This is a genomic window from Paraglaciecola sp. L3A3, from assembly GCF_009796765.1.
Classification (GTDB): domain Bacteria; phylum Pseudomonadota; class Gammaproteobacteria; order Enterobacterales; family Alteromonadaceae; genus Paraglaciecola.
Window position 1 is genome coordinate 840,390 of sequence record NZ_CP047023.1, and the last position, 25,858, is coordinate 866,247.

A 25,858-nucleotide genomic window follows, 5' to 3' on the forward strand; every position below is an offset into this window, starting at 1 on the left:
TTACTGGTTTCCTAAGTTAAAAATCTGGCTCTTTTTAGTGTAGAGACCAGACCAGACCTTCATTAAAAATCTAAGACAGTCGTGCATCAGTAATCGCTTTTGCGACATTACTGGGCACTTCCGAGTAATTATAAAATTCCATAGAGTATGACGCACGCCCCTGAGTTGCACTGCGCAAGTCAGTAGCATAACCAAACATTTCAGATAAAGGTACTTTTGCATGTACTATTTTTATACCTGCAATACCATCATCCATGCCTTCAATCATACCGCGGCGCCTGTTAAGGTCACCGACTACGTCACCCATCCAGTCTTCTGGAGTGGTAACTTCAACTTTCATAGTAGGCTCAAGTAATACTGGGTTTGCTTCTGCAGCCCCTTTCTTGAATCCCATCGACCCAGCGATTTTAAACGCCATTTCTGAAGAGTCAACATCATGATACGAACCATCAAACAAGGTGACTTTTACATCAAGCACCGGGTATCCAGCTACTACACCATTTTGCATTTGCTCCTCGATACCTTTATCAACAGATGAAATGAATTCTTTAGGAACCGTTCCACCTACAATCTTGTTGACAAATTCGTATCCAGCGCCTTCTTCATTAGGTTCGATAGTTAACCAGACGTGGCCATATTGACCTTTTCCGCCTGATTGACGAACAAACTTACCTTCAGCATCAACTTTTTTGCGTATTGTTTCGCGATAGGCAACCTGAGGTTTACCTACATTACACTCAACATTAAACTCACGCTTCATCCGGTCCACAATAATATCTAAGTGCAGTTCACCCATACCTGAAATAATTGTTTGTCCTGATTCGTCATCAGTGTGTACCTTAAAAGAAGGATCTTCAGCCGCTAGTTTACCTAGTGCGATACCCATTCTTTCTTGGTCTGGTTGAGAGCGAGGTTCTACAGCAATAGAAATAACCGGTTCCGGAAACTCCATTCGCTCAAGGGTGATAATATGATTTGGATCACACAAAGTGTCACCTGTTGTCACATCTTTCAGCCCAATTGCTGCTGCTATATCGCCTGCGCGCACTTCTTTAAGCTCTTCTCTGTCTTTAGCATGCATTTGAACTATACGGCCAAAACGTTCACGCTTAGCTTTTACTGGGTTATAAACAGAGTCGCCTGAGTTTACAACACCGGAATAGCAACGGAAAAAAGTTAAAGTACCAACAAAGGGGTCGGTAGCAATTTTAAATGCTAACGCAGAAAATGGAGCACTATCGTCAGCTTGACGAGTTGCTTCAGTTTCATCTTTGTCGTTTAGCACACCTTTAATAGGTGGAACATCCATGGGTGCAGGTAAATATTCAATAACTGAATCAAGTACCGCTTGTACACCTTTGTTTTTGAATGCCGAACCACAGGTGGCAAGTACAATTTCATTCGCTAGAGTACGTTTTCGTAGACCAAATTTGATTTCTTCTTCGGTTAGCTCTTCGCCTTCCAAATACTTATTCATCAACTCATCAGTTGCTTCAGCTGCAGCTTCAATTAACTCAGTACGAAGCTCTGTCGCACGGTCGAGTAAATCTGCTGGAACCTCTGTGTAGTTAAAAGTCATACCTTGATCAGATTCATTCCAATCTATGGCTTTCATCTTGATAAGATCAACTACACCTTCAAAGGTTTCTTCAGCACCTATGTTGAGATGAATAGGCACACAATTAGCACCTAATCGTTTTCTAATTTGTTCTACTACACGTTCAAAATCTGCTCCAGCTCGGTCCATTTTGTTAACAAATACCATACGCGGAACGTGGTATTTATCAGCTTGACGCCAAACTGTTTCAGATTGAGGCTCTACTCCAGACGAACCACAAAACACCACAACAGCACCATCGAGTACACGTAAAGAACGTTCGACTTCAATAGTGAAATCTACGTGTCCTGGGGTATCAATGATGTTGATTCGATGTTGTTCGTATTGTTTGTCCATTCCCGACCAAAAACAGGTCGTCGCTGCGGAAGTAATGGTAATACCGCGTTCTTGCTCTTGTTCCATCCAGTCCATAGTGGCTGCGCCATCATGCACTTCACCTAGTTTATGCGATAAACCAGTGTAGAAAAGGACACGCTCAGTTGTCGTGGTTTTACCCGCGTCAACATGAGCAACGATTCCAATATTCCGATAACGCTCAAGGGGCGTATTACGAGCCATAGCTTTCTCTTATTACCAACGGTAGTGAGCGAATGCTTTGTTAGCTTCGGCCATACGGTGAACGTCTTCACGTTTCTTAACCGCTGAACCTTTATTTTCTGCAGCATCGAGCATTTCAGCTGCAAGGCGTTGAGCCATTGATTTTTCACCACGTTTACGAGCAGCGTCAACCAACCAACGCATACCTAGTGCATTTCGACGAACGGGACGAACTTCTACAGGTACTTGGTATGTAGAACCACCAACACGACGAGATTTAACCTCGACTGTAGGGCGGATGTTGTCCAACGCTTCTTCAAAGATGTCTAAGTGTGCTTTGTCAGCTTTAGAAGCAACAATTTCTAGCGCGCCGTAAACGATTTTTTCAGCAGTCGATTTTTTGCCGTCTAACATAACGACATTCATAAATTTAGCAAGTAACTCTGATCCGAACTTAGGATCGGGTAGGATTTTACGTTGACCTACGACTCTTCTTCTTGGCATTTTAAATTCTCCGTAGAATTTTCAGGATATTCCCAAAACTCAATTAATACTTTAGTTTGGCCTTACTAACGGAGAACCGTTAAGACTTAGGCCTTTTTGCGCCGTATTTAGAACGGCCGGCTCTTCTATCACTTACGCCTGCACAATCTAATGTACCGCGAACAGTGTGATAACGAACACCTGGTAAATCTTTAACACGACCACCACGAATAAGAACAACACTGTGCTCTTGTAAGTTGTGACCTTCACCACCAATGTATGAAGAAACTTCAAAACCATTAGTAAGACGAACACGACATACTTTACGTAATGCTGAGTTCGGTTTTTTTGGTGTGGTTGTATATACACGAGTACATACTCCACGACGTTGTGGGCAGGCCTGCAAAGCAGCAACGTTGCTCTTCACTACTGGCTTTTGGCGGGGCTTGCGCACTAACTGGTTAACTGTTGCCATTAACTAGCTCCTGATTAAAATTACGACTGTTTGACCCATCTTGTGGGCCGTAAACGCGAAAAATCCGCGAACCGTAATTAAGTGGCAGTAAAGTCACCTAATTTCGGGTCGCGGAAGTCTAATGATCAATTGATGAACTGTCAAGTAAGACTGCTGCTAAACTACACAATATGTGGGTTTAAGCAACAATCTAACTTAATTAGATCATTTATAGATCCTATTTTTTACTCGTCGGCAGGAGTATCCGTTACTTCAGCATTTAATGCTTCAGTTAAGGCTAACTCTGCTTCAGATGCAGAAACTGAAGGTTCTTCACGTTCCTGCATTTCAGCTAGTTTTCTAGCTGTACGTTTTTGGTGATACGAGAAGCCGGTACCGGCAGGTATCAAACGCCCAACAATTACGTTTTCTTTCAAGCCGCGTAACTCATCTTCTTTACCTTGCACTGCTGCTTCGGTAAGTACACGAGTGGTTTCTTGGAAAGAAGCCGCTGAGATAAATGACTCAGTAGACAAAGACGCCTTAGTGATACCCAATAACTGTGTTTCATACTGAGCAGGAATTTTTCCTTGCTTTTCAATTTCACGGTTAGCGATCTTCACGTTAGACACTTCAACTTGTTCGCCTTCTAGGAATTTAGTATCCCCAGAATAAGTGATCATACACTTACGTAACATTTGACGGATAACTACTTCGATGTGCTTATCGTTAATTTTTACCCCTTGTAGGCGGTAAACTTCTTGTACTTCGTTAACGATATAGTTAGAAACAGCACTGATACCACGTAGTCTAAGGATGTCATGCGGTGACTCTGGGCCATCAGCAATAACTTCACCTTTTTCAACGTTTTCACCTTCGAACACGTTCAGATTACGCCATTTCGGAATCATCTCTTCATAATGATCACCTGTTTTAGGTGTAATCATTAAGCGTTTCTTACCTTTAGTCTCTTTACCATATCCAATCATACCTGATACTTCAGCTAGGATGGCAGGCTCTTTAGGCTTACGTGCTTCGAACAAGTCAGCAACACGTGGTAGACCACCGGTAATATCACGAGTTTTCGAACTTTCTTGTGGTATACGAGCTAAAACATCACCTGGCTTAGCATCCATTCCGTCCGTTGCTTCAATAGTTGTAAAGCTCGGTAAACGAATTTCTTGTAAACCAAATTCATCACTCTCAAGAATTAACTTAGGCTCTTTAGCGTTAGCTTTAGATAAGTCATTAACTACTATACGAGTTAAACCTGTAAGCTCATCTTGTTGCATTTCAGTGTTACTATCATCAACATCAGCAAAGCTAATTTTAGCTGCACGTTCTGTAACGATTGGATGTGAATGCGGGTCCCAGTTAGCAACAATCTCACCAGAGGTTACTGAAGAACCGTCTTTAGTCGTAAGAATCGCACCGTAAGGAACCTTATAACGCTCTTTCTCACGACCTTGATCATCAATAATAGTGATTTCGGTTGAACGAGAAACAATCACAACTTTTTCGTCTGTATTAATAACAAACTTAGCGTTATGCAGTTTCAAAGTACCAGTAGTTTTAACTTGCACGTTGTTTTCAGCAGATGCTCTAGATGCAGCACCACCGATGTGGAACGTACGCATGGTTAACTGTGTACCAGGTTCACCAATTGATTGAGCTGCGATAACACCAACAGACTCACCATGGCCAACCATGTGTCCACGAGCCAAGTCTCGGCCGTAACATCTAGCACAAACACCAAAGTCATTTTCACAAGTAATAACCGAACGAACTTGAATTTGATCTACAGAATTCACTTCTAATAAATCAACCAAAGCTTCATCTAACAGAACATTACGCTCTACTAAGATTTCATTCGTACCAGGTTTAAGTACGTCTTCAGCGACAGTACGACCTAGTACACGTTCGCGCAATGGTTCTACAACGTCGCCACCCTCGATTAGAGGTGTCATTTTAACGCCTTCGAAAGTACCACAGTCATCATTGTTAATAACTAAATCTTGCGCAACGTCAACTAAACGACGAGTTAGATAACCCGAGTTAGCTGTTTTCAATGCTGTATCGGCCAAACCTTTACGAGCACCGTGAGTTGAAATAAAGTACTGAAGTACGTTTAGACCTTCACGGAAGTTTGCAGTAATCGGTGTTTCGATGATTGAGCCATCTGGCTTTGCCATCAGACCACGCATACCCGCCAATTGACGAATCTGTGCAGCACTACCACGAGCACCGGAGTCGGCCATCATGAATACTGAGTTGAAAGAGGCTTGCTCTTCCATCTCACCATCACGATTTTTAACTGTTTCTTTAGACAAGTTTTCCATCATGGCTTTTGCGACTTTTTCGTTCGCATTAGACCAGATATCGATTACTTTGTTGTAACGTTCACCAGCAGTAACAAGACCTGATTGGAATTGTTCCTGGATTTCACGTACTTCTGCTTCTGCTGCCTCGATTATATCTTTCTTAGCATCAGGGATAACCATGTCATCAATACCAACAGATGCACCGGCGATCATCGCATAATGGAAACCTGTATACATGATTTGGTCAGCAGCTATTACTGTATCTTTCAAACCTAGAGTACGGTAACAAGCATTCAACAGCTTAGAAATATTCTTTTTACCCATAGCTTTGTTGATAATTTCGAAAGGTACACCTTTAGGCAAAGCTTCAGAGAAAATTGCACGACCAACAGTTGTATCTGTCAATGTTACAGTTTCTGTTCTGTTACCTTCTTCATCTGTGAAGTATTCAGTAATACGTACTTTGACCCTAGCGTGTAACTCAGCATGACCTGTACGGTACGCTTTTTCAGCTTCTTTCGGGCTAGTAAACACCATGCCTTCACCTAGACCATTTACACGGTCACGGGTCATATAATACAAGCCCATTACAACGTCCTGAGAAGGTACGATGATCGGCTCACCATTGGCTGGTGATAATATGTTGTTGGTAGACATCATTAGTGCACGAGATTCAAGCTGTGCTTCAATCGTTAACGGCACGTGAACAGCCATTTGGTCACCATCGAAATCGGCGTTGTAAGCAGCACATACTAATGGGTGCAACTGAATCGCTTTACCTTCGATTAGAATAGGTTCAAACGCTTGGATACCTAGTCTGTGAAGTGTAGGAGCTCGGTTTAGTAATACTGGATGTTCACGAATAACTTCGTCTAACACATCCCATACTTCCGGATCTTCACGTTCAACTAATTTTTTAGCTGCCTTGATAGTAGTGGCTAAACCACGACCTTCTAATTTTCCATAGATAAACGGCTTGAATAATTCAAGAGCCATCTTCTTAGGTAGGCCACACTGATGTAAACGTAATGTAGGACCAACTGTAATTACAGAACGACCAGAATAATCAACACGTTTACCTAGTAAGTTCTGACGGAAACGACCTTGTTTACCTTTGATCATATCGGCCAAAGATTTAAGAGGACGTTTGTTGGAACCAGTAATAGCGCGACCACGACGACCATTATCAAGAAGAGCATCTACTGCTTCTTGTAACATACGTTTTTCGTTACGGACGATAATGTCTGGTGCAGCTAGATCTAATAGACGTTTAAGACGGTTATTACGGTTGATAACACGACGATATAAATCGTTCAGATCAGAAGTCGCAAAACGACCGCCATCTAGAGGTACCAAAGGACGTAAATCTGGCGGTAAAACAGGAAGAACTGTTAAAATCATCCATTCTGGTTTGTTCCCAGATAATTGGAAAGATTCTAAAAGTTTTAAACGTTTAGTGATTTTTTTACGCTTTGTTTCAGAGTTAATACTAGGTAACTCTTCACGCATAGAAACAACATCAGCATCAACGTCAAGGGCTTTAAGCAATTCAAATACTGCTTCAGCACCCATCTTGGCTTCAAATTCGTCACCATGTTCTTCAAGTGCATCCAAGTATTCTTCTTCAGTCAGAAGTTGGCTGCGCTCAAGCGTAGTCATACCTGGTTCTGATACCACGTATGATTCAAAATATAGTACGCGTTCGATATCACGTAATGTCATATCTAACATTAAGCCGATACGAGACGGTAATGATTTAAGGAACCATATATGTGCAACTGGACTTGCCAATTCAATGTGGCCCATACGCTCACGACGTACTTTAGTTAAAGTAACTTCAACTCCACATTTTTCACATATAACACCACGGTGTTTAAGGCGCTTATATTTACCACATAGACATTCGTAGTCTTTTACAGGCCCGAATATACGAGCACAGAACAATCCATCACGTTCTGGTTTAAAAGTACGATAGTTAATCGTTTCTGGTTTCTTAACTTCACCAAAAGACCACGAGCGGATCATCTCCGGCGACGCTAAACCAATTCGAATGTTGTCGAATTCTTCAGTCTTATGTTGTTGCTTAAGAAACTTTAATAAATCTTTCACATTTCTCTCCCAGCGGAGTCAGTTGCAAAGATCCTGTTAGTGCTTATCACACTAACAGGACTGTCTGTCTACAAGTTCAGTCAGAGCGTTTATTGCTCTTCCAGTTCGATATTGATACCTAGTGAGCGAATCTCTTTCAACAATACGTTGAATGATTCAGGCATACCAGGTTCCATACGATGATCGCCATCCACAATGTTTTTATACATTTTGGTACGGCCATTCACGTCATCGGACTTAACGGTTAACATTTCTTGCAAGGTATAAGCAGCACCATAAGCTTCTAGTGCCCATACTTCCATCTCTCCGAAACGCTGACCACCGAACTGAGCTTTACCACCCAACGGCTGTTGAGTAACTAGGCTGTAAGAACCAGTAGAACGTGCATGCATTTTGTCATCAACCAAGTGGTTAAGTTTCAGCATGTACATATAACCTACAGTAACTGGACGCTCAAATGCGCGACCTGTACGTCCGTCGAACAAAGTGATCTGTCCGCTTTCAGGTATATCTGCCAAAGTTAACATATGCTTAATTTCAGCTTCAGTTGCACCGTCGAAGACTGGTGTAGCCATAGGCACACCCTTACGTAAGTTGTCTGCTAAACGGTTAACTTCGTCATCTGTAAAGTTATCAATATCTACGTTTTGGTGAGACTTACCAGCACTGTATACTTCTTTTAAGAAGCTACGTAACTTAGCCATCTCTTCGTGTTCTTTCAACATACGGTCGATCTTCACACCGATACCGCTTGCAGCCATACCTAAGTGGGTTTCTAGAACCTGACCGATGTTCATACGCGAAGGTACACCAAGTGGGTTCAAAACGATATCAACAGGCGTGCCGTTTTCATCGTAAGGCATATCTTCTACAGGTTGAATAGTCGAGATAACACCTTTGTTACCATGACGACCAGCCATTTTATCACCTGGTTGAATATGACGCTTAACCGCTAGATAAACCTTAACAATCTTAAGTACACCCGGTGCCAAATCATCACCTTGAGTGATCTTACGACGCTTAATTTCGAACTTAGTATCAAAATCAGATTTGATTTCACCATGCTGCTCAGCAATTTGGTCTAGTTCTAATTGTAAGTCTTCGTCGTCAAGAGTTAGATCAAACCATTTATCTCGAGGTAAGTTATCAAGCTTAGTTTGTTCAACACCGGCTTTTAGTAACAAATTGGTTGCACGAGCAAAGATACCGTCAGCTAAAATATTAAATTCGTCAGACAAATCCTTTTTAACTTCACGTAATTGCATATCTTCGATTTCGCGAGCACGCTTATCTTTTTCAACGCCATCACGAGTGAAGACCTGAACGTCAATAACCGTACCACGTACACTGTTAGGTACACGTAATGAAGTATCTTTAACATCGGATGCTTTTTCGCCAAAGATAGCTCTTAAAAGTTTCTCTTCTGGAGTAAGTTGAGTTTCACCTTTAGGTGTTACTTTACCTACTAATATATCGCCGCCTTTAACTTCAGCACCAATATATACCACACCAGACTCATCCAGTTTACCTAGAGCAGATTCACCAACATTAGGGATATCAGCACTAATTTCTTCTGGACCTAGCTTAGTATCACGAGCGATACAGCTTAGTTCTTGAATGTGGATAGAAGTAAATCTGTCTTCCATCGCTACACGCTCAGAAATTAAGATTGAATCTTCGAAGTTATAACCATTCCAAGGCATAAATGCGATGCGCATGTTCTGACCTAAAGCTAACTCACCTAAGTCAGTAGAAGGACCATCAGCTAATACATCACCAGCCACAATTGGCTCACCAACATTACAAGTTGGTTTTTGGTTAATACAAGTATTTTGGTTTGAACGTGTATATTTGGTTAGGTTATAAATATCAATACCCGCTTCACCAGCGGCCATTTCATTTTCATTTACCTTGATTACAATTCGACTTGCGTCAACGTAATCAACTGTTCCACCACGTTTGGCAACAACAGTTACACCCGAATCTACAGCAACCGTTTTTTCCATACCAGTACCAACTAAAGGCTTCTCAGCAATTAGAGTGGGCACTGCTTGACGTTGCATGTTTGCACCCATCAGTGCACGGTTAGCATCATCGTGTTCTAGGAACGGGATAATACTGGCAGCTACAGATACGATTTGTTGAGGAGATACATCCATGTACTTAATGTCAGCTACTGACATTAGTGTAGTTTCACCGCGGAAACGACATGGAATAAGATCATCTGCTAATCTACCGTCGTCGTCTAATACAACATTTGCCTGAGCAATTGCGTATTGACCTTCTTCGATAGCCGACAAGTAGTCGATTTCGTCAGTGATCAGACCGTCAACAATTTTACGATATGGGGTTTCTAAGAAGCCAAAATCGTTGGTACGAGCAAAACTTGACAGAGAGTTAATCAAACCAATGTTTGGTCCCTCTGGTGTTTCGATAGGACATAGACGACCATAGTGAGTGGCGTGTACATCTCGTACTTCAAAACCTGCACGTTCACGAGTCAAACCACCCGGACCTAATGCAGATATACGACGTTTGTGTGTGACTTCTGATAACGGGTTATTCTGATCCATAAATTGAGATAATTGGCTTGAACCAAAGAACTCTTTTACAGCTGCAGAAATAGGCTTAGCGTTGATTAGGTCTTGTGGCATTACTGCATCAAGGTCACCTAAACTTAAACGTTCTTTAACTGCACGTTCAACACGAACTAAACCAACTCGGAATTGGTTTTCAGCCATTTCACCTACAGAACGAATACGTCTGTTACCTAAGTGATCGATATCATCAACTTCGTCTTTACCGTCACGTATAGTGATCAGTTGCTTCATTACTGCAACGATATCTTCTTTATTTAAGGTACCAGCACCGGTAGATTCTTCACGCCCTATACGACGGTTGAATTTCATTCGGCCAACAGAAGACAAGTCATATCTATCTTCAGAGAAGAATAGATTAGTAAACAATGTCTCAGCTGCATCCTTAGTAGGTGGCTCACCAGGACGCATCATGCGATAAATCTCAACTAATGCTTCTAGTTTATTCGTTGAGTTATCGATACGTAAGGTGTCTGAAATATAAGCACCATGATCAAGTTCGTTGATATAAAGAGTATCAAACGCAGTGACACCTGATGCAACCAACTCAGCTAGATTTTCTAGGGTTAGTTCGTCATTGGCTGAAACTGTTACTTCACCGGTTTCTTCATTGATATAATCGCGAGCAAATACACGACCAACCAAATATTCTGCTGGTACTTCTAATTCAGTAATTTTCGCTTTTTCTAATGCACGAGTATGACGTGCAGAAATACGACGACCAGTTTCAACTAGAACTTTGCCATCAGCGTCTAAAATGTCGAATTGTGCAGTTTCACCACGAAGGCGATCTGGGACAACATCTGATAAGAACTTTTCACCTTGAACTCTAACTTGGTTCGTTTCAAAGAACAAACCTAGAATTTCTTCGGTTGGCATTTCTAATGCGCGTAACATAATCGTCGCTGGTAATTTACGACGTCTATCTATACGTACAAAAAGATTATCTTTAGGGTCAAATTCAAAGTCTAACCACGAACCACGGTAAGGAATAACACGAGCGTTATATAATACTTTACCAGAGGAGTGTGTTTTTCCTTTGTCGTGATCAAAGAACACGCCTGGAGAACGGTGCAATTGAGAGACAATAACACGTTCAGTACCATTGATAACGAATGTACCGTTATCAGTCATGAGTGGTATTTCACCCATGTATACTTCTTGCTCTTTAATGTCTTTAACTGTACCAGGTGCTGCTTCTCTATCGAACAACACTAAACGCAATTTTACGCGCAATGGCGCAGAAAATGTAACACCACGAATTTGACATTCTTTAACATCAAATACTGGCTCACCTAAACGGTAACTTACATATTGCAATTCAGCGTTACCGGAGTAACTTTTGATTGGAAAAACTGATCGAAATGCCGCTTCCAGTCCATGTTGACCATCTACATCTAGGTCAATAAACTTCTTAAAAGAATCTAACTGGATTGAAAGTAGATACGGTATTTCCAATACCTGTGGGCGTTTGCCAAAATCCTTACGGATACGTTTCTTTTCGCTATAAGAGTAAACCATGGGTTCCTCAGCCTGCCGATTTTTGACCCAACTTGCTTAATAGTACGAACTATATAAGCAAACTTCCGCTACCCTTTAAGTTACAATTACTACCTGACCCAAATTCATTAAGAGGCTTACTTAACTTATTGGTTTTGTTGGTTTTAATTGTAATTTGCACTTTATTACTAGGACCCATATCAAAGGATGAAAATAGTAAATCCTACAGCGCAAAAAGGCTGGTGACTAAAAAGTCACCAGCCTATGCCATTTCAGGCTAACAATCTGCGATTAGGCAGATTATTTAAGCTCAACTTCAGCGCCAGCTTCTACAAGCGTCTTCTTAAGTTCTTCAGCTTCTTCTTTAGATACGCCTTCTTTGATAGCTTTAGGAGCAGATTCAACTACTTCTTTAGCTTCTTTAAGACCTAGGCCAGTTGCGCCACGTACCGCTTTGATTACTGCAACTTTGTTCGCACCGAAAGATGTCATAACAACATCAAATTCAGTTTGTTCTGCAGCAGCTTCAGCAGCTACAGCAGGACCAGCAACAGCAACCGCTGCAGCAGCAGAAACGTTAAATTTCTCTTCAGCTGCTTCGATTAGTTCAACTAGTTCCATTACTGGCATTTCAGCAATTGCGTTTAAAATATCTTCTTTAGTTAGAGCCATTTCTCTAAACTCCTGGGTTTAATGTTAAAATTTAAAATGTACAAAAACGAATATTATTTTTCGTCTTTGATCGCCGCCAATACACGCACAAACTTGCCTGGAACTTCGTTGATAGTACGAACGAATTTCTCGGCAGGTGCTTTGAAGGTAGCAAGTAATCTTGCCAACGCTTCGTCGCGGGTAGGAAGTGAAGCTACTGCATCCAGTTTGTCTGGACCCAATAAACCACTACCAATAGAAAGTGCAGTAACGTTTAACTTGTCGTTAGTTTTGCTAAAGTCTTTGAAAAGACGCGCAGCACCGCCAGGTGCTTCTATAGAAAAACCGTAAATCAACGGACCAGTTAACGCACTGTCAAGGTCAGCAAACTTACTATCAGCTAAAGCGCGTTTTGCAAGAGTGTTACGAACTACTCGTAAGTAAACACCTTGTTCACGTGCTTTAACACGAAGGTCAGTTAATTCTGCCACTTCCATGCCACGGTATTCAGCAACGGCAACAGATAGAGCTTGAGATGCAACGTCGTTTATTTCCGCTACGATCTCTTTTTTTGCTGCTAAGCCTAATGCCACTGAGTTCACCTTCTTAAAGTCTGAAACTTCATTTCTATTTGAAATATCCGTTTCAGGATTCACAGATTGATGTCACTGTTAGAAGTTTACCTTCTCACAATTCCACCGCTCTACGGTGTTCGTTAATCCCAGAGAGTCTGAGTCGATACCACCGTCTGCGCAGGCTTATGTTTTAAGTAAGTTGTTTACGATAAATGATTTTTCATCACTATCACGGAAAATGCTCTCTTACTTCATTCTCCAACTTACGCCTGCGGTCTTGGACGAGAGTCGTTGTCTCACTAATTTTCAAAAGTTCAACTCGGACTCTAACCCATAACCTTTACAGAGAAATAAACAGTATTCTTTGAATATTGTTTATAATGCTTTAACCACTAAGGTTAAAGCGATCAATCTATAAACTAGATTGATCTAAAGAAACACCTGCACCCATTGTTGTGCTAAGGCTGATTTTCTGTATGAAAGTGCCTTTAGCTGAAGAAGGCTTAGCTTTGTTAAGCGCTTCTAGCAATGCTGCTAAGTTTTCTTGAATTTGGTTTGCTTCAAAAGCGATTTTACCGATGCTAGCATGGATAATACCGTTTTTGTCGTTACGATAACGAACTTGACCAGCTTTCGCGTTTTTAACCGCTGTTGCTACGTCTGGTGTAACTGTACCTGTTTTAGGGTTAGGCATAAGTCCACGTGGACCTAATATTTGACCTAATTGACCTACAACACGCATTGCATCAGGAGATGCTACAACAACGTCAAAGTTCATTTCGCCTTTCTTAACTAAGTCAGCTAAGTCTTCCATACCTACTATGTCAGCACCAGCTTCTTTAGCTGCTTCTGCATTTGCACCTTGAGTAAACACGGCAACACGAACATCTTTACCAGTACCGTTTGGTAATACAGTTGCGCCACGAACGTTTTGATCAGATTTACGAGCATCGATGCCTAGATTAACGGCAACATCAACACTTTCTGCAAATTTAGCAGTAGCTAATTCTTTTAATAAAGCGACAGCTTCATTAAATTCGTATTCTTTAGTCGCATCAACCTTTTCAAGTACTAAGCGTGCGCGTTTTGATAATTTAGCCATTTCTTATCCCTCTACCACTAAGCCCATGCTGCGGGCAGAGCCAGCAATGGTGTTTACTGCTGCGTCTAAAGTCGCTGCAGTTAAATCTGGTTCTTTAGTTTTTGCAATTTCTTCTAATTGCGCGCGCGTTACCTTACCCACTTTTTCAGTGTTAGGACGGCCAGAACCACTTTTTACACCAGCAGCTTTCAGAAGTAAGAATGCAGCAGGAGGAGTTTTGGTTATGAATGTGAAAGAACGATCTTCGTAAACAGTAATTTCTACTGGTACTGGAGCGCCTTTTTCTAGGCTTTCTGTTTTTGCGTTAAACGCTTTACAGAATTCCATGATATTAACACCATGCTGACCTAATGCAGGACCAACTGGAGGACTAGGATTCGCAGCACCTGCGGCAACCTGTAGCTTAATTAAGCCTGTGACTTTCTTCGCCATGATAATACTCTCTAATTTGGGTGTAACGCCTTGTAAACACTGAGTATGCTTACTCTATCGGCTTCCCGTTCTAATAAAAAGGGCCGCGAATTATAGATTAACCAGCAGCCCTATACAAGTCTAATTGTTGACTTTTTTAGATATTATGCTTCATCACCGCTATTGCGGTAATAAAATAGGCTTATTAGCCTTTTTCTACCTGACCAAATTCAAGTTCAACTGGGGTAGAACGACCAAAAATAAGCACAGATACTTTTAAGCGGCTTTTTTCATAATCGACTTCTTCAACTACACCATTGAAATCGGCAAAAGGACCATCGGTAACACGTACCACTTCGCCTGGTTCGAACAATGTTTTCGGTTTTGGTTTGTCCACGCCTTCTTCAAGACGATTCAAGATAGCATTTGCTTCTTTAGTGGTAATAGGTGCAGGGCGATCAGATGTGCCACCAATAAAACCTAATACACGGGGTACACTTTTGACTAAATGCCATGAGTCTTCATTCATGTCCATTTGTACTAAAACATAACCTGGGAAAAATTTGCGCTCACTTTTTCTTTGTTGACCGGCACGCATTTCAACAACTTCTTCAGTGGGTACTAAAATTTCACCGAAGAAATCTTCCATTTCATTCATTCTAATATGTTCAAGCAATGTTTTTTGCACACGGCCTTCATAACCAGAAAATGCTTGAACTACGTACCATTTTTTATCAGACATAGTTTAAATTCCTAATCCAGTTATAAATTTAACAACTTCTACAATAATTCCATCTAATCCCCAAAGGATAAGAGACATAATGACAGTTGCTGCTAATACAATCATTGTGGTGGTAGTTGTTTCTTGACGAGTAGGCCATACTACTTTACGTACTTCAGTACGAGAGTCTTTAGCGAAGGTGATAAAGGCACTACCTTTAACTGTAGTAGAAGCTATATAACCAGCTAATCCCACAGCAACTACAGCAATAAGGGCGATATACAGAACTGATAGTTCTGGTAAAAAATGGTTAGCGGCAACAATTCCAGCTAACAAGCCCAATGTAACCAACCATTTGACTAAGTCGAATGGATTGGAACTGTTTTCTATATTCTCGCTCATGCTAAACCCTAATTTTGTTACGTAATGCAATACCAACACTTTTGTGGTATTTGCCGAAAAATGGCAGGGGTGGAGGGATAAACTCAGTTACATCCTTGTAACCGACCGCAAGCGGCGCTAAAGCGGTTCAAATCGTTCCAGACGATTTGTCAAACCCGTGTGGGTTCTCACCCTCCACCTCTACGATTATATTTTTTGCTCTACAGACCTAAACTAGGCTGTACTTTACATTGTAATGGCAGGGGTGGAGGGATTCGAACCCACAACCGTCGGTTTTGGAGACCGCCGTTCTACCAATTGGAACTACACCCCTAAAATTTTATACACTTGCTGGGTTACTCATAACCGCGCAAATTTTGGTTACACCAACCTTGTGGAATCATAGATTTTTCTGGAAAAATTCTGAATCACTACTAAGGAGGGAGCAGTATTATACTTATTGCATAGCCGGATTCAAGAAGAAAGATCAGTTATGCTTAATATACGCCTTCTTTTGGAAGTTAATAAATACAGGTGTATTAGAAAAAACATTCAATAGCACAGAGCCTAATAACAAAGAGCCCATCAGCGTTAACACTGATGGGCTCTATTACTTACTATTGATAAAGAGCTTATGCCCAACAACTAAGCGTTATAAGTTGACGATGAAGTGTTACCACCTCGTCCTGTCCAGTTAGTGTGGAAGAACTCGCCTCTTGGCTTATCTGTACGCTCATATGTATGCGCACCAAAGTAATCACGTTGAGCTTGTAATAAATTAGCTGGTAAACGCTCCGTGCGGTATCCATCAAAATAATTCAATGCAGCTGTCAAACAAGGAGCAGGAACACCAGTTGTGATGGCGTTAACCGCGACACGTCTCCAGCCTTCTTGTGCAGCGACTACTGTTTCTCTAAAGTAGTCATCTAACAATAAGTTGTTTAATTCTGGATTTTTGTCGTACGCTTCTTTGATTTTGCCTAAGAAAGCTGAACGGATGATACAACCCCCACGCCACATTAGGGCGATGCCACCATAGTTTAGATTCCAGTTGAATTCTTTTGCTGCTTCACGCATTAGAGTGTAACCCTGTGCGTAAGAAACAATTTTAGCGGCTAGAACGGCTTGGCGTAAATCTTCGATAAACGCAGCTCTATCACCGTTAAATTCTTTAGCTGGCCCAGAGATAACTTTAGACGCTTGAACACGCTCATCTTTAAGTGCTGAAATACAACGAGCAAATACTGATTCTGCAATTAAAGTAAGTGGAACACCTAAATCAAGAGCAACAACACCAGTCCATTTGCCTGTGCCTTTTTGGCCAGCGGTATCTAGGATTTTTTCTACTAATGGACCACCATCTTCATCTTTATAAGCTAAGATGTCACGAGTGATTTCAACTAAATAGCTATCTAGTTCAGTAGTGTTCCACTCTTTAAATACTTCATGCATTTCATCTGCAGACATACCTAATACTTCTTTCATTATTTGGTATGCTTCACACAATAGTTGCATATCGCCATATTCGATACCGTTATGTACCATCTTAACAAAATGACCTGCGCCATTTTCGCCAACATAATCGCAACAAGGTGAACCGTCTTCTACTTTGGCTGAAATATCTTGAAAGATAGGCTTAACTGCTTGCCATGCTTCAAGTGATCCACCAGGCATGATTGATGGGCCTTTTAATGCGCCTTCTTCTCCACCTGAAACACCTGCACCAACAAAGTTAATACCTTTTTCTGCACAGTATTTTTCACGACGGATTGTGTCTGGGAAATGTGTATTACCACCATCAATGATGATATCGCCTTTATCTAATAAAGGTAAAAGTTGCTCAATTGTTGCATCAACTGGCGCACCAGATTTCACCATGATCATTATTTTTCTAGGAGTGGCGAGAGACTGCACCAACTCTTCAACTGAATACGCACCACGAATAGTTTCGCCTTTTGCGCGGCCATTAATAAAGTTTTCTACTTTATCGGTTGAACGATTATACGCCGTGACGGTATACCCTTTACTGGCCATGTTTAAAATTAGGTTTTCGCCCATAACAGCTAGGCCAATCAGCCCAATATCAGATAGAGTTTTCATAAAATTCCAATTTATAATTTTAATTTAAAGAGTGTTAAGTAACCGAAGTTATTTTATGCCCTTTGAAGACCGCACTCCCCAAAGCTCAAATTTCGGACTGTGAGCATTTTACTCACTATTGACTACGTTAACATCCCTGAATCAAATAAAAATAAGAATGCAATCGAATAAGAAATACTGATTTCTCTTTTACTGGTCATACAACTTCTTGTAAAGGCTATGTTTTTAACTGATTTATTTATCTTAAACTTAACCATTATTTAATCAGTCTATGTGGAATTACTCCAGATAAGGCGAAGAATCGATGACTTATGGTTATAACGCTTTTAAAGCCTGAAAAACCTCGGCATAATAAGTTCACTTAAAACTACTGGGAGGCTAAAAATGAAATGGGTTACAGCTATTTTAATTTGTCTATTCAGTATGTTGCAATATCGATTATGGTTTGGCAAAAATAGTGTGCCAGATTTTATGTTGAAAAAAGAACAAGTGGCCATTCAAGTTACACAAAACTCAAATCTTAAACAACGTAACAGTTTATTAAAAGCGGATATTCAAGATCTTAAAATGGGTCTGGATGCTGCTGAAGAAAAAGCTCGTAATGGTTTAGGTTTAATTAAACAAGGCGAGACGTTTTACCGTATTTTGCCGTCTGAACAATAATTTAATGTCATTTATTCCACAATATTCAATCATCATACCTGCAGCCGGTATCGGCAAACGTATGCAATCTGTGGTGCCGAAGCAATATTTACTACTTGCTGGAAAAACCATAATCGAACAAACCATTTCAGGTTTATTGGCTCATCCACAAATAAAACGTGTGGTTATCGTATTAAGCGCCAAAGATGAAACGTTCCACACATTGCCTGTGGCGAATGATCCCCGAGTTGAAACTACTATAGGGGGAAAAGAACGTTCAGACTCTGTGTTAGCTGGTTTACATTATTTATCTAACAGCCATGAAAAGTGGGTATTGGTGCATGATGCTGCTCGCCCTTGTTTACTACACAAAGATTTAACTCGTTTACTCAGGCTTGCAGAAAAAAGCGATCTAGGTGGAATTTTAGCTACGCCAGTGCGAGATACCATGAAACGAGCCAATGCAAATAATTTAGTTGCTCATACTGAACCTAGAGAAAACCTGTGGCATGCACTCACTCCTCAGTTTTTTATGTTGGAACAATTGAGAAACGCGTTAATTAAAGCGGCAGAAAATAACATTGTTATTACTGACGAGGCTTCGGCGATCGAGTATGTACAGCAAGGTGTGCACATAGTCGAGGGGTGTGCTTCCAATATAAAAGTCACTAAACCTGAAGATTTATTGTTAGCTGAATTTTATTTAACTCAAAGAACCCTTAGTCACAAGGACAAAAAATGACAATTCGTATTGGTCATGGTTATGACGTACATAAATTTGGCGGAACTGGTCCTATTTATATTGCTGGTACTCAAATAGAGCATGAACAAGGATTAATAGCACACTCAGACGGTGACGTGGCTTTACATGCGCTATGCGATGCAATGTTAGGCGCATTAGCTTTAGGAGATATAGGTAAACATTTTCCAGATACTGATCCTAATTTATCTGGTGTGGACAGTAGAGTATTGCTGAGACATGTATATCAATTAGTCACTCAACGGCATTACCAATTAGGCAATTTAGATCTGACTATTGTGGCTCAAACGCCTAAAATGGCACCTCATATTGAATCTATGCGTAAAATTATCGCCAGTGATTTAGATGCAAACATTGACCAAATCAATGTAAAAGCGACAACCACTGAAAAGCTTGGCTTTGCAGGTCGTAAAGAAGGCATAGCTACATATGCTGTGGTGCTTTTAACTAAGAGCGAAAGTTAACTTTGTTAAATACAGACCATTGGCTTCATCAATACCCTAGTTTATCTATTTCAGGCCAGCTTAAAGCGGTAGCCGAAGATTTCCAAGTGACCGAAATATTAGGCTATGAACCTATAGGTGAAGGTGAGCACATATATTTATGGGTAGAAAAAATAGGTCTAAATACTGCATATTTAGCTGAACAACTAGCTAAATTTTGCAAACTGCCATTACGGAATGTTACTTATGCAGGGCGCAAGGATAAATATGCTAAGACCCAACAATGGTTTAGTGTGCATGTACCTGGCAAAGCAAGTTTTGATTGGGACTTATTCGACGAACCCGGTGCTAAAGTACTTCACTCTAAACGCCATAATAAAAAATTAAGAACAGGTGTATTGAAAGGTAATCGCTTTAATCTAACTATTCGGCAGCTTAGCTCAACAGTTGGACTAGAAGAACGTTTGCAGCTAATAGCCCAACATGGCGTGCCAAATTATTATGGCTCACAACGTTTTGGTGATACACGTTACGATACGCGTGGGGGGAATTTAGTCTTAGCTGAAAAAATGATTCAGGGTGAGCCTATAAAAAACCGCAATAAACGTTCAATGGCTATATCAGCGTTACGTTCTTGGCTATTTAACGAAATGGTCAATAATCGACTTAAACTAGATGTCTTGCATAAACCTATGGTGGGAGATGTGATGCAACTAGCGGGAAGTAACAGTTATTTTTGTACGAGTGAGTTGGATACTGTGATTGAAAGCCGACTTGCCGAACAAGATATATATTTGTCAGCACCTTTATGGGGGCAGGGCGAGTTAACTAGCCAAGGCGAAGTGCTAGAATTAGAAAACAAGCTTGCTATCGAGCATCCAGAGGTGACTTCTACTCTTGCGTCATTAGGTTTAAAACAAGAAAGACGGGCGATACAATTATTTCCGAAAAATATGCAATGGTCTATTACAGAAGATGAACTCAATGTAGAGTTTTCATTACCTTCAGGTACATTTGCGACTTCGATATTAAGAGAAGTGTTAGACACTCATCAAACAATGGACATAATTCCAGCATGAATATTTTGTTAAGTAATGATGATGGAGTATTTGCTCAAGGTTTAGCTATTTTATATCAAGAGCTCAGTAAGCAACATCAGGTTACTGTAATTGCGCCAGATAGAAATTGCAGTGCCGCAAGTAATGCGCTTTCAATTCAAACTCCACTTAGACTGCAAAAAATGGAAAATGGATTTTTTGCAGTGAACGGCACCCCCTCTGATTGTGTGCATTTAGGCCTTAATCAGTTGCTGCAAGATGAACCAGATTTAGTGGTTTCTGGGATAAATCATGGTGCTAATCTAGGTGATGATGTCATCTATTCAGGTACAGTCGCTGCAGCGACCGAAGGTCGACATATGGGATTACCGGCAATAGCCGTGTCTTTGGCAAGTAGCCAACCCTCTCATTTTTCGAGCGCAGCCAGAGTCGTAGCTGATATTATAAATTTATTAATTGACCATCCATTGCCTGCGGATCAAATTTTAAATATAAATGTACCTGACTTAGTTTATGAGCAAATCAAAGGTGTAAAAGCAACTCGACAGGGTAGGCGCCATAAAGCTGAAAACATGACTAAGGCACAAGACCCTCATGGTAAAGATATCTATTGGTATGGCAGTGTTGGTCCTGAGCTAGATGCAGGAGAAGGCACTGATTTCCACGCTATTGCACAGGGATATTGTTCAGTCACACCACTGTCAATAGATATGACTGCTTATAATAGTCTTAATGAGTTATCCCAATGGATAAAAAAAGTTTAAAATAACAACTAGAGCTTAAAAGCCAAAAAATATGGAACCAGAACCACATGAGAATAACCTCACGTAAAGGTGAAAGCCTAGCCCAACTCCTTCATGCAGAAGGGATTAGTAATACTAAAGTTTTGACTGCAATTGCTAAGATCCCTAGAGAATTATTTCTGCCTGATGCTTTACGCCATAAAGCATATCAAAATACAGCGTTACCTATAGGCCAAGGACAAACTATCTCACAACCTTACATAGTGGCACGAATGACAGAGTTGTTATTAGAGTCTGAGAATAGTCCACAAACAGTACTAGAAATTGGCACTGGTTCGGGTTATCAAACTGCTGTGCTTGCGCAATTATTTAATCAAGTTTATTCAGTGGAAAGAATTAAAACGTTGCAGTTTCAAGCTAAGCGCAGAATGAATCAATTAGATTTACACAACGTTAAAATGAAACACGGTGATGGCTGGCTGGGTTGGTCAAGTAAAGGCCCTTACGATGCTATTATTGTCACCGCCGCAGCCAGTTCCATACCAGAGACCTTATATCAGCAGCTTAATGATGGTGGTCGTTTAATTATACCGGTAGGTGAAACTCATCAACAGCTACATTGTATTACCCGTGTAGGGGATGAGTTTGAATCTAAAATTATCGAAGCTGTCAGATTTGTGCCTTTAGTGGCAGGAGATATTATTTGAAAACCTCAAGGACGAAAAATCAGTACATAGGATTAGCTGCTAAAGGTGCTTTGATGGGAGCTGCAGATGCTGTTCCTGGTGTGTCTGGTGGCACAATTGCCTTTATGACCGGTATTTATGAAGAGCTTATTTTTTCACTTAAGCAGTGTGGTCCATCTGCCTTGAAATTACTATTTTCACAAGGCATCGCGGCTACTTGGCAACATATAAATGGTACTTTCTTATTGACCTTATTTGCTGGCATTATTGTTAGTATATTAACAGTTTCTAGAGCCGTGTTATTTCTTTTGGCTGAGTATCCAGTCTTATTATGGTCGTTCTTTTTTGGCTTAATCTTAGCTGCGGTTTGGTCGTTAATAAGACATATACCTAAATGGAATTTAGCTTTAACTGCAACTTTTATTCTCGGAACATTGGTGGCTTACTATATAACCACAATTACTCCAACCTCAGTAGAATCAACGCCTTTAATTGTTTTTGTGTCTGGTATGATTGCTATTTGTGCAATGATCTTACCGGGCATTTCTGGCAGCTTCTTATTGTTACTGTTAGGTATGTATGCGCCTATGTTAGTGGCAGTAAAAGAGTTGCAGTTAATGACACTGAGTCTCTTTGCTTTAGGCTGCATTTGTGGGTTGTTAAGCTTTTCACATGTATTGAGCTGGATGTTTAAACACTATAAAACACTGACTCTGGCCTTACTCGGTGGCTTTATGTTGGGGTCATTGAATAAAGTTTGGCCTTGGAAACATACGTTAGAATCTGTGATAGATCGTCATGGTAAAGAAATCCCATTGGTTCAAGACAATGTATTACCTCAACAATTTGAAATATTAACCAGTCAACCAGCTTATTTTCTGCCTTCTATTGCTTTGTTGATAACGGGTATATTAATGGTTGTTTTTCTTGAAAAAATGGGACAAAAAGCGAATCAGAACTGATGAATTTAGTTGGTAAATCAGTTCTGTGTAATATTGTCGTTTTTGCAACTGTGGCGTGTAATTTATTGTTACTAAGCTGCTCTAATCGTTCGGAGCCTGCCCCTGTAATCGAACTTTACCAAGGTAAAACCTATCTCGACTATCAAGCTGATGGTTATAAGTCTAATAAATATACGGTTAATAAGGGTGATACCTTATTTTCCATCGCCTGGTATTCAGGCAATGACTATCAAGATTTAGCCAAATTAAATGGCATTAAAAAGCCCTATAATATCTATCCTGGACAAACATTAATCTTACAAAAAAAGGCTGTTCCTGTTCGACAAAAGTCTCATAAGAAAGCTGTTGACCTGCCTAAAAAGCAAGCGTATGGTAAAAGTGAAAAGAATGTTAATACAGATTCAAATGAATCTTCGATTGGCAAATTTCCTGACCGAGTTAAACAATGGTCTTGGCCTACGCCAAATCCCGTTTCTGAAGGGTTTTCAGCCAAAGATGATGGAAACAAGGGCTTGGATTTTTCTGGAAAATTAGGTGAGCCTATTTTGGCCGCTGCCGATGGAAAAGTAGTCTATACAGGTAAAGCATTACGCGGTTTTGGTAACTTGGTTATTATCAAACACTCAGAAGCCTATTTATCGGCTTATGCGCACAATGACCAAGTGTTAGTTAAAGAACAACAATGGGTAAAAATAGGCGATAAAATCGCCAATATGGGTAGAAGTGGGACCGATAAGGTTAAGCTTCATTTTGAAGTAAGGTACAAAGGTAAATCAATTAATCCTTTGAACTATCTACCCAAAAGATAATAACAATAAACTATAAGAATCAAATTAGGAGAAGTTAAAAAACGACAGTTAAGGAGTCATGAATTATGAGCCAAGAAAAAACAGTTGTAGTTGAGATTGATCCATTCAGCGATATTGAAGAAGCCGTTGAATTAGAACTTGCTAAAGCTGAAAAAGCCGATCAAAAAGAATTGGAGGATATATTATCCTCTTCCGAAGCCAAGAAAAAAAACCTTGATGCCACCCAACTATATTTAGGTGAAATCGGATTTTCCCCATTATTAACTGCAGAAGAAGAAGTCTACTTTTCACGTAGAGCCTTAAAAGGTGACGAAGCGTCACGTAAACGTATGATTGTCAGTAATCTGCGTTTAGTTGTTAAAATAGCCCGCCGATATAACAACCGTGGTTTAGCACTGTTAGATTTAGTTGAAGAAGGTAACCTAGGTCTTATTAGAGCTGTAGAAAAGTTTGACCCTGAAAGAGGTTTCCGTTTTTCTACCTATGCGACTTGGTGGATCAGACAGACCATTGAACGAGCAATAATGAACCAAACTCGTACTATTCGTTTACCTATCCATGTAGTAAAAGAACTAAATGTTTATTTACGAGCTGCTAGAGAATTAGCACAAAGATTAGATCATGAACCCACTGCTGAAGAAATAGCCGAGTCTCTTGATAAACCTGTGGCTGACGTGACTAAAATGTTACGATTGAATGAAAAAATAACCTCGGTAGATACACCAATTGGTGGAGAAAATGACAAAGCTTTACTTGATGTTATTGCTGATGACAAAGGACATGGCCCTGAAGAAGATCTTCAAGACTCAGATATTAAATTAAATATTATCAAGTGGTTAGAAGACTTAAATCCTAAACAAAGAGAAGTATTAGCTAGACGATTTGGACTAATGGGATATGAGCCATCTACCCTCGAAGATGTAGGGATTGAAATAGGCCTTACCCGAGAGCGTGTAAGGCAGATCCAAGTAGAAGCACTGCGTAGACTAAGAGATATGTTAGGTCATAAAGGTTTAGATCTAGAAGCTATTTTTAATAAATTAGGTTAATCTAAGAATCTGATATTAAAGCCTCATTAGAGGCTTTTTTTATACTAAAAATAAAATTATTGTAATGGAAAAATATGTCACATTCTTCACTTAGATTAGTTATTTCGGCTGTTATTTCGTTTAGTTTTTATTTTTTTTGGTCATATTGGGCTAATAATATGGCAACCGATGATCAGGCCATAGTGCTAAGATCTGCTCTAGTACAAGGCACTCTCAGTGCAACTGTCACTGTGTTGTTTACGTTTTTACTTGAAAAGTCGGTGGCAAGGTTCGGTAACAACAGTTTGTCTCTTATATTTGTTGTACCAATTATTTGTACCGTGCATTCAAAAACCACACAGAATATCGCGATATTTAAAACCTTTAGAGATGCTTTATCTAATTCAGCACAGTTTCTAAATACTAATGCTGTGCCCGGCTCCCTATTAGCACCAATTTTACCCATTTCAATACAGGCAAGTATCGCTATTGGCGTGAACTGGTTGAATCAAACTCCAAACCTCTGGCTTACCATAGCACCTAGCATAATCATTACAGCTATTTATGGTTATACCTACACTTTTACTTTATTGAAAAAACCTAGAGAGCCTGTTTTAGAAGAGTAATAAAGCGGTATGGATAAGGATTATTTTCATCAGCTTGGTGGGATTCACTTGCCACTTCTTGCCATTGATATTCAGCCTGATAATTAGGGAAATGGGTATCGCCCTCTACGGTTAAGTCTATCTCTGTTAGATATAAACAGTGACAAAAAGGTAGAAAGTGCCGATAAATAGTACCGCCACCAATAATCATCACTTCAGCATCATCTCTATTTTTTTCTGCTAAATGGTTAGATGCTAAATCTATTGCTTGCTCGCAACTATTGGCTACAGAGGCATCAGCCAGAGAATAATTGGGATCTGAACTAATTACTATATTTAACCGTCCAGGTAAGGCTCTGCCAATCGATTCATAAGTTTTACGACCCATCACAATAGGTTTGCCCAGAGTGGTTTTTTTAAAATGTTTTAAGTCAGCAGGTAAATGCCAAGGCATTGCATTATTAGCACCAATCAGACGATTGTTAGCCATAGCGGCGATCATAGAAATTTTTATCATAATAATATCTTGCGGGTAAACAGAAATAACGGATAGTAAAACGTA

23 protein-coding genes and 1 tRNA gene are annotated in these 25,858 nt (G+C 40.2%); 10 read left to right on the forward strand and 14 right to left on the reverse strand.

Annotation, left to right across the window (positions count from 1 at the left end; all coding sequences use genetic code 11):
* Window positions 1–70: 70 nt before the first annotated feature.
* The 13 genes from fusA to gnd all read right to left on the reverse strand — a co-directional run bounded on the left by fusA (window position 71) and on the right by gnd (window position 17,560).
* Window positions 71–2,176 (reverse strand): elongation factor G, encoded by a 2,106-nt coding sequence (fusA, locus tag GQR87_RS03535; protein WP_158966611.1) that lies wholly within the window; start codon window positions 2,174–2,176, stop codon window positions 71–73.
* A gap of 12 nt (window positions 2,177–2,188) precedes the next feature.
* Window positions 2,189–2,659: a 30S ribosomal protein S7 gene (gene rpsG / locus GQR87_RS03540; RefSeq protein ID WP_158966613.1), complete on the reverse strand. Its 471-nt coding sequence runs from the start codon at window positions 2,657–2,659 to the stop codon at window positions 2,189–2,191.
* Window positions 2,660–2,738: 79 nt separating this feature from the next.
* Window positions 2,739–3,113 (reverse strand): 30S ribosomal protein S12, encoded by a 375-nt coding sequence (gene rpsL, locus GQR87_RS03545; protein ID WP_158966615.1) that lies wholly within the window; start codon window positions 3,111–3,113, stop codon window positions 2,739–2,741.
* 224 nt (window positions 3,114–3,337) lie between these two features.
* Entirely contained in the window at window positions 3,338–7,522 is a 4,185-nt protein-coding gene (rpoC, locus tag GQR87_RS03550; RefSeq protein WP_158966617.1) for a DNA-directed RNA polymerase subunit beta', read from the reverse strand.
* 89 nt (window positions 7,523–7,611) lie between these two features.
* A complete protein-coding gene (gene rpoB / locus GQR87_RS03555) occupies window positions 7,612–11,640 on the reverse strand; it encodes a DNA-directed RNA polymerase subunit beta (protein ID WP_158966619.1) in 4,029 nt (1,342 codons plus the stop codon).
* 279 nt (window positions 11,641–11,919) lie between these two features.
* Window positions 11,920–12,291 (reverse strand): 50S ribosomal protein L7/L12, encoded by a 372-nt coding sequence (gene rplL, locus GQR87_RS03560; RefSeq protein ID WP_158966621.1) that lies wholly within the window; start codon window positions 12,289–12,291, stop codon window positions 11,920–11,922.
* A gap of 53 nt (window positions 12,292–12,344) precedes the next feature.
* Complete coding sequence (gene rplJ / locus GQR87_RS03565; RefSeq protein ID WP_158972870.1) at window positions 12,345–12,863, reverse strand: 50S ribosomal protein L10; 519 nt, start codon at window positions 12,861–12,863, stop codon at window positions 12,345–12,347.
* 394 nt (window positions 12,864–13,257) lie between these two features.
* Window positions 13,258–13,947 carry a 50S ribosomal protein L1 gene (gene rplA, locus GQR87_RS03570; protein ID WP_158966623.1) on the reverse strand — a complete coding sequence of 230 codons (690 nt, stop codon included), beginning with the start codon at window positions 13,945–13,947 and terminating at the stop codon, window positions 13,258–13,260.
* Window positions 13,948–13,950: 3 nt separating this feature from the next.
* Window positions 13,951–14,379 (reverse strand): 50S ribosomal protein L11, encoded by a 429-nt coding sequence (gene rplK / locus GQR87_RS03575; protein WP_158966625.1) that lies wholly within the window; start codon window positions 14,377–14,379, stop codon window positions 13,951–13,953.
* 184 nt (window positions 14,380–14,563) lie between these two features.
* Window positions 14,564–15,100, reverse strand: a complete 537-nt coding sequence (gene nusG, locus GQR87_RS03580) for a transcription termination/antitermination protein NusG (protein ID WP_158966627.1) — start codon at window positions 15,098–15,100, stop codon at window positions 14,564–14,566.
* Between the two features lie 3 nt (window positions 15,101–15,103).
* Window positions 15,104–15,481: a preprotein translocase subunit SecE gene (gene secE / locus GQR87_RS03585; RefSeq protein WP_158966629.1), complete on the reverse strand. Its 378-nt coding sequence runs from the start codon at window positions 15,479–15,481 to the stop codon at window positions 15,104–15,106.
* Between the two features lie 236 nt (window positions 15,482–15,717).
* Window positions 15,718–15,794, reverse strand: a tRNA-Trp gene (locus GQR87_RS03590).
* 311 nt (window positions 15,795–16,105) lie between these two features.
* On the reverse strand, window positions 16,106–17,560 hold the full coding sequence (gene gnd / locus GQR87_RS03595; protein ID WP_158966631.1) for a decarboxylating NADP(+)-dependent phosphogluconate dehydrogenase: 1,455 nt from the start codon (window positions 17,558–17,560) through the stop codon (window positions 16,106–16,108).
* A gap of 384 nt (window positions 17,561–17,944) precedes the next feature.
* Between gnd and ftsB the strand changes: the two genes are divergently transcribed.
* From ftsB to GQR87_RS03645, 10 genes are all read left to right on the forward strand, one after another.
* Window positions 17,945–18,223, forward strand: coding sequence for a cell division protein FtsB (ftsB, locus tag GQR87_RS03600; RefSeq protein WP_158966633.1), 279 nt, complete (start codon window positions 17,945–17,947; stop codon window positions 18,221–18,223).
* 4 nt (window positions 18,224–18,227) lie between these two features.
* Window positions 18,228–18,944 (forward strand): 2-C-methyl-D-erythritol 4-phosphate cytidylyltransferase, encoded by a 717-nt coding sequence (gene ispD, locus GQR87_RS03605; protein ID WP_158966635.1) that lies wholly within the window; start codon window positions 18,228–18,230, stop codon window positions 18,942–18,944.
* Window positions 18,941–19,426 carry a 2-C-methyl-D-erythritol 2,4-cyclodiphosphate synthase gene (gene ispF / locus GQR87_RS03610; protein WP_158966637.1) on the forward strand — a complete coding sequence of 162 codons (486 nt, stop codon included), beginning with the start codon at window positions 18,941–18,943 and terminating at the stop codon, window positions 19,424–19,426. The genes ispD and ispF overlap by 4 nt, the downstream gene beginning before the upstream one ends.
* A gap of 2 nt (window positions 19,427–19,428) precedes the next feature.
* Window positions 19,429–20,484, forward strand: coding sequence for a tRNA pseudouridine(13) synthase TruD (gene truD, locus GQR87_RS03615; protein ID WP_158966639.1), 1,056 nt, complete (start codon window positions 19,429–19,431; stop codon window positions 20,482–20,484).
* Window positions 20,481–21,227, forward strand: coding sequence for a 5'/3'-nucleotidase SurE (gene surE, locus GQR87_RS03620; RefSeq protein ID WP_158966641.1), 747 nt, complete (start codon window positions 20,481–20,483; stop codon window positions 21,225–21,227). Before truD ends, surE begins: the two co-directional genes overlap by 4 nt.
* Window positions 21,228–21,274: 47 nt before the next feature.
* Complete coding sequence (locus tag GQR87_RS03625; protein WP_158966643.1) at window positions 21,275–21,913, forward strand: protein-L-isoaspartate(D-aspartate) O-methyltransferase; 639 nt, start codon at window positions 21,275–21,277, stop codon at window positions 21,911–21,913.
* A complete protein-coding gene (locus tag GQR87_RS03630; RefSeq protein WP_304611201.1) occupies window positions 21,910–22,854 on the forward strand; it encodes a DUF368 domain-containing protein in 945 nt (314 codons plus the stop codon). Before GQR87_RS03625 ends, GQR87_RS03630 begins: the two co-directional genes overlap by 4 nt.
* Complete coding sequence (locus tag GQR87_RS03635) at window positions 22,854–23,663, forward strand: peptidoglycan DD-metalloendopeptidase family protein (RefSeq protein WP_158966645.1); 810 nt, start codon at window positions 22,854–22,856, stop codon at window positions 23,661–23,663. The genes GQR87_RS03630 and GQR87_RS03635 overlap by 1 nt, the downstream gene beginning before the upstream one ends.
* A gap of 65 nt (window positions 23,664–23,728) precedes the next feature.
* Window positions 23,729–24,712, forward strand: a complete 984-nt coding sequence (rpoS, locus tag GQR87_RS03640; RefSeq protein WP_158966647.1) for an RNA polymerase sigma factor RpoS — start codon at window positions 23,729–23,731, stop codon at window positions 24,710–24,712.
* 74 nt (window positions 24,713–24,786) lie between these two features.
* On the forward strand, window positions 24,787–25,317 hold the full coding sequence (locus GQR87_RS03645) for a hypothetical protein (protein ID WP_233267392.1): 531 nt from the start codon (window positions 24,787–24,789) through the stop codon (window positions 25,315–25,317).
* Here the strand turns inward: GQR87_RS03645 and folA are convergent.
* Window positions 25,292–25,813 carry a type 3 dihydrofolate reductase gene (gene folA / locus GQR87_RS03650; protein ID WP_233267393.1) on the reverse strand — a complete coding sequence of 174 codons (522 nt, stop codon included), beginning with the start codon at window positions 25,811–25,813 and terminating at the stop codon, window positions 25,292–25,294. The two genes, GQR87_RS03645 and folA, sit on opposite strands and share 26 nt — an antisense overlap.
* Between the last annotated feature and the right edge of the window lie 45 nt (window positions 25,814–25,858).